Below are 6,444 nucleotides of genomic sequence, written 5' to 3' on the forward strand. Positions count from 1 at the left end.
ATCGGTAATCGGTACTCTGGGCGGTGCTGACGGGCGGTGCCGGCGGCTTGCTGGTGGTGGATGCTGAGGCGCCACTGGCGATGGCCAGCAGCGTGCAGAAGACGGCTGTTTTGCGCATGAAGACCCCCCCCGGTGTCAACGGCAAATGTGCCCGAAGACGAGGGACGTGGCGACTCCGCAAGAGCCGTCCTCTAAGTGCRCTGGCCACCGTCGCGGGAGGCCACAGCCATCAAGGGGAAAGCCGGGTCCTGGCGAACAGGGCGATGATCCAGCCGAACAGCAGCATCGCCGCGAGGTTGGCCACGAAGCTGAAGACGCTGAAGTGCGGCACCTTGTGCAAGGCGGACAATGGCACGACCACGTAATTCATCACCGCAAACACCACGACGCCGTAGGCTATGCCCCAGATGGGCCACTGCCGCGTGGCGGCCACGCGGCGGCCCACGAGCAGCACGAACACGGCTGCGATCACCAGCGACATGGCCCATTGCAGCAGCATGCCCAGCGCCGCTTCCGTTGGGCCGCCTGCGAGCGCGCCCTTGCCGAGCAAGCCGGCTGCGATGTATTTGAGGATCACGACGGGGCTGAAACCGCTGATGAGCGAGGCGGCGCCGATGTCCAGCGTGCCGGCGACCACGCCACCCCAGAGGATGGCTGTGAGCAGGGGATGACGCGAGCGAGTCATGGTGTTCTCCGTGGCGTCTGGCGCCGCTACTCTAAACGCATACAGGCCGGCGGGCGACATGACTCTTTGCAGGGTCGCCGGCCACTACCAACCGGGCGAAATCGATAGCATCGATCCATGTTGTTTTCCGACTCCACGGCAGCACCCGCCCAAACCCTGGTGGCTGATTTGCGCGACTACCCGCATTGGCGCCGGGGGCGCCTGCGCTACGGCGTCTGGATCGTTCCCGTGGTCGATACGGAACTGCTCGAGTACATCCGGGTCGCGCGCAACCAGTTGGCGGACTTGCTGCATCCGAGCCCGCGTCGACAGGCGCATCTGACGGTATTCGTCTGCGGCTTTCATGGCGAAGGAGAGCGTGACGACGATTTTCCCCTGCAACGGCTCGGGCAGCAGGTGGCTCTGCTTGAGGCAGACGCAGGTGTCGCGTGCAGCCTGCCTCTCGCAAGAGTGGACAGCTTCGCCAGCGCTGCCTTCATTCCCGTGGGCGATCCCATGGGACGACTGGCGAGGTGGCGGGGTGTCCTGGGGGAATGCAGCGCCGAAATCAGGCAGTCGCCCTATGTCGCGCACATCACCCTGGGTTTGTATCGCCGCTGCGTATCCGCGGCTGAACTGCGGCAACGGCTGGATGATGTCAGGGCGCCACCTCCCTCGCTGCAGGCCAGCGAGCTCCAGTACGTCACCTACGACGCTCGCGATCAACTTGGGCCATTGCAATGCGTTCGCCGTGTTGCGCTCGAAGATGCACAGGAACCCGCCCGCAGCGCGCAATAGAAAAGCGCGGCACGACGATTGCCGTGCCGCGTCTCGTTGGTGCAGCGGTGGATCAGCTATGCGCGCTTGAAGTAGCCCCAGCCGGTACGCTCTTGCTCGCCTTGCCGCCCTTGTGAGGGCCGGCGCCCTTCGGGCCGCCGGCGGGGTTGCGATACATCGCATCGGCAATCTGCTTTTGCTCAGGCGAGAGCGCGCTATACAGATCGCTGAAGGAGGAAGAGAGCTTCTTCATATTGTCCGCATGCGTCTCGGTGAGATCGGCATAGGACTTCATGGCGTCGGCAGCGCTCATGGTCGGCAGCTTCTGCGCGCGTTCGCGGAACGCCTCGTCGGCCTTGCGTGCGTTGTCGCGCATGGTCTGCGCGAAGGCATCCCAGGGCTTGGCCTGCTGGTCGGTGATCTTCAGTTGCGCGTGCAGGTCAGCAATGCGCCGCTCGACCGCATCAGCGTGTTTCTGCCCATGGTCCTGCGCACCCGGCGGCGTGGCCGTGGGCAATTTCTGCGCGGCAGGCGCGGTGGTTGGTGCGGCTTGTTGCGCCCATGCGGGAGCGGCCACCAGCGCAAAGGACACCAGCGCCGGCAGGGTCAAACTGCGAAGAGTGGTTTTCATCGTCGGAGTTCCTGTGCAGTGGATGGCGGCAGCGTTCTAGTAGCCGTCGTTGTAATAGACGACACCCGGCGGCGGCGGTGGCGGCGGCGAGGTGTAAATCACCGTCGGCGGCGGCTGCGGCGTATTGGCGTTGGAGATCGCTACGCCTGCGGCCACGCCGAGCAGGGCGCCGGCAACCACGGCTCCGCCATTGTCGTAATGGTCGTAGTGGTCATGGTGATAGTCGTAGTGATTGTCGTAATGACTGTGATAATCGTGGTGGTCGTAATGCGGCGGCGGGCCATGGTGGTACTGCGCCAGCGCCGGCAGCGGCAGCGCCATCCAGGCCACAGCCATCGCGGCGGCGGCAAGCTTGTGATGTAGTGCGATGGACGAGTGGTGTTTCATCTACGTTCCCTCCGGCCGTGCGGCGGTGGTGTCGCACGTGGGAAGCGTAGGTCTGGCCATGTGCACGCCAGCACAATACGTCGCCGCATTTTCATACGACTTTGGGAACGGTTTGCTTATGTCGCTGCCGCGTGACATTTGCGTTGTCACGACAGCGACGAGGACGCCGCAACGTCCTCGCCGGTGTTGATGCTAGYGCGTGGATACGAAGTCGATCTTCTCCAGGCCTGCGCGTTTGGCCGCCGAGATCACGCTGGCCACAGACTGATAGGGCGCACCATCGGCGGGATCAAGCTGCAGTCGCGGCGGTTCGCCCTGGTGCGCGGCGATCGCCAGTTGCGATGACAGCATCGCGGCATCGATCGGCACATCGTTCCAGGTCATCGAGCCGTCCACCTGGATCGACAACCGTACCGCTTCGGACGTCGCGGCGTGGTTGCTGCGGCCCGGCTGCGGCAGGTCGAGTTTCAACTTGTGGGTGAGTACGGGCGAGGTGATCATCGTGATGACCAGCAGCACCAGCAGCACATCCACCAGTGGCGTCACGTTGATCTGGGCGAGCGGAGCATCGGAAACACGTGCAGAGAAAGCCATACTTCCTCCTTACCGCGTGAATGGCATCGATGTGGGACGCCGGACCTGGGGATGAGCCGGCGGGACCAGATTACTCCCGACGGCCGGGTGTCGCGCAAGTAGGGTCGTCGTGTGCGGTATCGTGTACCGCTAGCCCCACGTCGTGTCTGCATGAACCGCCCATCTTCTTCCGATCGCCAGCCTGATCTGCTGGGTGGCCACACCCCGCCGCAAGTCCACCGCCTGTTCTTCGCCCTGATGCCGGACGCTGCCGTGGCTCAACGCATCGAGGCCGCGGCTGCGCGGGTGGCGGCCGAGCAGCATCTGCATGCGCGCATGATCCGCTCGTCGCGCTATCACGCCACGCTGCATTTCCTTGGCGATCACCCAATGTTGCGCGAAGACATCGCCAAGGCGGCGATGGCGGCCGGGGCCAAGGTGCAGGCCCAGCCCTTTGAGCTGGTGCTGGATTCGGCGGCGGCCTTCCATGGTCGCGAACCACCTTGCGTGCTGCGCTGCTTGCACATACCCGAAGGCCTGCAGCGACTGTGGAATGACCTCCAACAGACGTTGTCGCTGGCCGGCCTGGGGCGACACCTGTCACGCCAGTTCACCCCGCATGTGACCTTTGCCTATAGCCGGGGCCGCCTGCCGGAGCCCATGGCGATCGCGCCGATCAGCTGGCGCGTGGAAGGATTTTCGTTGGTGCACAGTGTCGTTGGCGGCGGTGACTACCGGATCTTGGACACCTGGCGGTTCCGGGCACCATAGCCCGCGGGCCATGGCGCGCCGCAGGATGCCGTGCGGCCGGGTAACACGACATACTCACGGCTCCTTCCGACGCCGGTGAGATGCCCATGTTGAAACCCTTGCTCGCTACTGTGCTGACCTGCTCGGTCGCGCTTCCCGTCATGGCTGCCGCGCCGAACGCCAACCAGGCGCAGGCGCGTGACATCTTCAGTCACCTGATCGCGTTCAAGACGGAGATCGGGCAGGGGCAGGTGCCGGTGATGGCGAACTACCTCGCCGACCAGTTCCGCGCGGCGGGTTTCCCCGATGCGGATATCCATATCATCCCGCACGGCGAGACGGCGGCGATGGTGGTGCGTTATCGCGGCAACGGCACCGGCGGCAAGCCCATCGCGCTGATGGCGCATATGGACGTGGTCACCGCCAAGCCGGAAGACTGGCAGCGCGACCCGTTCAAGCTGATCGAAGAAAACGGTTATTTCTACGGGCGCGGCACCGAAGACATCAAGAGCGGCGTCACCGTGCTCGCGGCGAACTTCATCCAGCTCAAGAAGGCCGGCTTCGTGCCCACGCGCGACCTCATCATCGTCTACACGGGCGATGAGGAAACCTCGCAGGACACCATGGACGACCTGGTGAAGAATCATCGCGACCTGGTCGATGCGGAGTTCGCGCTCAATACCGATGCCGGCGGCGGCGAGCTCGGCGAAGACGGCAAGCCGCTCGTGTTCGGCCTGCAAACGGCTGAGAAAGCCTATGCGGATTTCGAACTCACCACGCGCAACGCGGGCGGTCACAGTTCGCTGCCGCGTGCCGACAACGCCATCTATGAACTGGCGGACGCGCTGAAGAAAGTGCAGGGTTATCAGTTTCCGGTGATGTGGAACGACACCACCATCGCCTCGTTCAAGGCACTTGGCGCAACCACGCAAGGCAAAGTGGGGCAGGCCATGCGCGACTTCGCCAAGGACCCGCATGACGCCAACGCAGCGAGCGTGCTGGCGGCCGATCCTACTGAAGTGGGCAAGACGCGGACCACCTGCGTCGCCACCATGCTGCGCGGTGGTCACGCCGATAACGCCTTGCCGCAATCGGCCACCGCCAATATCAACTGCCGCATCTTCCCTGGCGTGTCCATCGAGACGGTGCGCAAGACGTTGGCCGATCAGGTGGGTCCCAAGGTAGAGGTCAACCTGATCGGCAAGGCGGTTTCCAGCGATGCCTCGCCGCTGCGTCCGGATGTGGTTGCGGCCGTGACCAAGGCGGTGCATGCCATTCGTCCGGGCGTGGCGATCACGCCGGTGCAGGAATCGGGCGCCACCGATGGCATCTACTTCCGCGCAGCAGGCATCCCGACCTATGGCGTGAACGGCATGTTCATGAAGAACAGCGACGCGTTCGCGCATGGCCTCAACGAGCGCGTGCCGGTGAAGTCGTTCTATGACGACGTGACCTATTGGCACGTGCTGCTCACCACGTTGGCGGGTCCGGCGGTCGGCAAATAACGCGACCTGGGACCGTGCCGAAACTCCTGCAGCGGTTTATGCTGAGGGGGCGCAAACTAGCGCCCCCAATACCCAACTGAAAACGGAGTTCGTCATGCGTCCGACCGTCCTTGCAGTGCTGGTAGCTCTTGCTTTCCCTGTCACCGCGGCGCTGGCGACCCCGCCGGCGCCAGCCGAGGTCCCCTCGTACGTCACCGCCGCGGTCAACGATCCCGCGCGCAAGGACGACACCGTCAACGATGATCGCCGCAAGATCGCCGATCTGATGGCCTTCGCCGAGGTCAAGCCGGGCCAGTCGGTCGTCGACCTGATTCCCGGCAGCGGTTACTTCACGCGCGTGTTCAGCGGCGTGGTCGGCCCCCAGGGCAAGGTCTTCGCCGTGTGGCCCAACGAATACGGCAAGGAAGCGCAGTCGGATGTGCAGGCTTCCAAGGCGCTGGTAGCCAACCCGCATTACGCCAATGTCGGTGTACTGATGGTGCCGGCCAAGGAGTTCAAGACGCCGGTCAAGGTTGACCTCGTCTTCACGTCGCAGAACTACCACGACTACCCGGACAAGTTCATGGKCAACGTCGATCCGGTGACCTTCGACAAGCAGGTGTTCGATTCGCTCAAGCCCGGCGGCCTGTTCGTGGTGGTCGATCATGTCGCCGAAGCCGGTTCGGGGATGCGCGACACCGACACCTTGCATCGCATCGATCCGGCCATCGTCAAGAAGCAGGTCGAGTCCGTGGGCTTTGTGTTCGACGGCGAAAGCGACGTGCTGCGCAATCCCAAAGACCCGCACAACATCAAGGTATTCGACAAGTCGATCCGTGGTCATACCGACCAGTTCGTCTATCGTTTCCGCAAGCCCGGCTGACTCTGAGCGGTACTTACGATTTGACTGATTTACAGCAAACCACCGTAACGGAGGGCGCGAACGCGCCCTCCGACGATCCACCACCCACTCCGCCGCAACGCCCCGACGACGAAGACTGCTGCGGCCAGGGCTGCGTGCCCTGCATCTTCGATTTCTACGATGAAGCCATGGGCAAATACCGCGAAGCGCTGGCGGCGTGGAAAGAGCGGCATCCGCTGCATTCGCCCGATTGATTGTCGCGGTACCGCGAGGCCGTACTGTTGTGGGAGCGCACCCTGTGCGCGACTGCCTCAGT

The 6,444-nt window shown here is 63.9% G+C and carries 9 protein-coding genes; 5 read left to right on the plus strand and 4 right to left on the minus strand.

The features are described from left to right. Window positions 1-229 precede the first annotated feature (229 nt). Window positions 230-685: a hypothetical protein gene (locus AC1DMG_RS18435; protein ID WP_441604218.1), complete on the minus strand. Its 456-nt coding sequence runs from the start codon at window positions 683-685 to the stop codon at window positions 230-232. Window positions 686-802: 117 nt separating this feature from the next. On the opposite strand from AC1DMG_RS18435, the gene AC1DMG_RS18440 reads away from it, so the two are divergent. After that, complete coding sequence (locus AC1DMG_RS18440) at window positions 803-1,462, plus strand: 2'-5' RNA ligase family protein (protein ID WP_477178068.1); 660 nt, start codon at window positions 803-805, stop codon at window positions 1,460-1,462. Between the two features lie 52 nt (window positions 1,463-1,514). On the opposite strand, the gene AC1DMG_RS18445 is transcribed toward AC1DMG_RS18440, so the two are convergent. The 3 genes from AC1DMG_RS18445 to AC1DMG_RS18455 form a co-directional block, all read right to left on the minus strand. Further along, complete coding sequence (locus AC1DMG_RS18445) at window positions 1,515-2,072, minus strand: Spy/CpxP family protein refolding chaperone (RefSeq protein WP_441604216.1); 558 nt, start codon at window positions 2,070-2,072, stop codon at window positions 1,515-1,517. A gap of 36 nt (window positions 2,073-2,108) precedes the next feature. Further along, window positions 2,109-2,459: a hypothetical protein gene (locus AC1DMG_RS18450; protein WP_441604215.1), complete on the minus strand. Its 351-nt coding sequence runs from the start codon at window positions 2,457-2,459 to the stop codon at window positions 2,109-2,111. A 192-nt stretch (window positions 2,460-2,651) separates the two neighbouring features. Next, the gene (locus tag AC1DMG_RS18455) at window positions 2,652-3,053 is read right to left on the minus strand and encodes an ExbD/TolR family protein (protein WP_477180874.1); all 402 of its coding nucleotides are present in this window, start codon (window positions 3,051-3,053) and stop codon (window positions 2,652-2,654) included. A 150-nt stretch (window positions 3,054-3,203) separates the two neighbouring features. Between AC1DMG_RS18455 and thpR the strand changes: the two genes are divergently transcribed. The 4 genes from thpR to AC1DMG_RS18475 all read left to right on the plus strand — a co-directional run bounded on the left by thpR (window position 3,204) and on the right by AC1DMG_RS18475 (window position 6,382). Then, complete coding sequence (gene thpR / locus AC1DMG_RS18460) at window positions 3,204-3,803, plus strand: RNA 2',3'-cyclic phosphodiesterase (RefSeq protein WP_441604213.1); 600 nt, start codon at window positions 3,204-3,206, stop codon at window positions 3,801-3,803. 86 nt (window positions 3,804-3,889) lie between these two features. Continuing rightward, window positions 3,890-5,287 carry a M20/M25/M40 family metallo-hydrolase gene (locus AC1DMG_RS18465; RefSeq protein WP_441604212.1) on the plus strand — a complete coding sequence of 466 codons (1,398 nt, stop codon included), beginning with the start codon at window positions 3,890-3,892 and terminating at the stop codon, window positions 5,285-5,287. Between the two features lie 94 nt (window positions 5,288-5,381). Continuing rightward, window positions 5,382-6,149 carry a class I SAM-dependent methyltransferase gene (locus AC1DMG_RS18470; protein WP_477180875.1) on the plus strand — a complete coding sequence of 256 codons (768 nt, stop codon included), beginning with the start codon at window positions 5,382-5,384 and terminating at the stop codon, window positions 6,147-6,149. A 20-nt stretch (window positions 6,150-6,169) separates the two neighbouring features. After that, on the plus strand, window positions 6,170-6,382 hold the full coding sequence (locus AC1DMG_RS18475; RefSeq protein ID WP_441604210.1) for an oxidoreductase-like domain-containing protein: 213 nt from the start codon (window positions 6,170-6,172) through the stop codon (window positions 6,380-6,382). The last annotated feature ends 62 nt before the right edge of the window (window positions 6,383-6,444 follow it).

The sequence above is a fragment of the Dyella sp. 01N36 genome (assembly GCF_056399745.1).

Excerpts from the sequence above, each read along its gene's own strand:
- AC1DMG_RS18465 (WP_441604212.1), top strand. The coding sequence starts at position 3,890 with ATGTTGAAACCCTTGCTCGCTACTGTGCTGACCTGCTCGGTCGCGCTT.
- AC1DMG_RS18445 (WP_441604216.1), bottom strand. The coding sequence starts at position 2,072 with ATGAAAACCACTCTTCGCAGTTTGACCCTGCCGGCGCTGGTGTCCTTT.
- AC1DMG_RS18435 (WP_441604218.1), bottom strand. The coding sequence starts at position 685 with ATGACTCGCTCGCGTCATCCCCTGCTCACAGCCATCCTCTGGGGTGGC.
- AC1DMG_RS18440 (WP_477178068.1), top strand. The coding sequence starts at position 803 with ATGTTGTTTTCCGACTCCACGGCAGCACCCGCCCAAACCCTGGTGGCT.
- AC1DMG_RS18450 (WP_441604215.1), bottom strand. The coding sequence starts at position 2,459 with ATGAAACACCACTCGTCCATCGCACTACATCACAAGCTTGCCGCCGCC.
- thpR (WP_441604213.1), top strand. The coding sequence starts at position 3,204 with ATGAACCGCCCATCTTCTTCCGATCGCCAGCCTGATCTGCTGGGTGGC.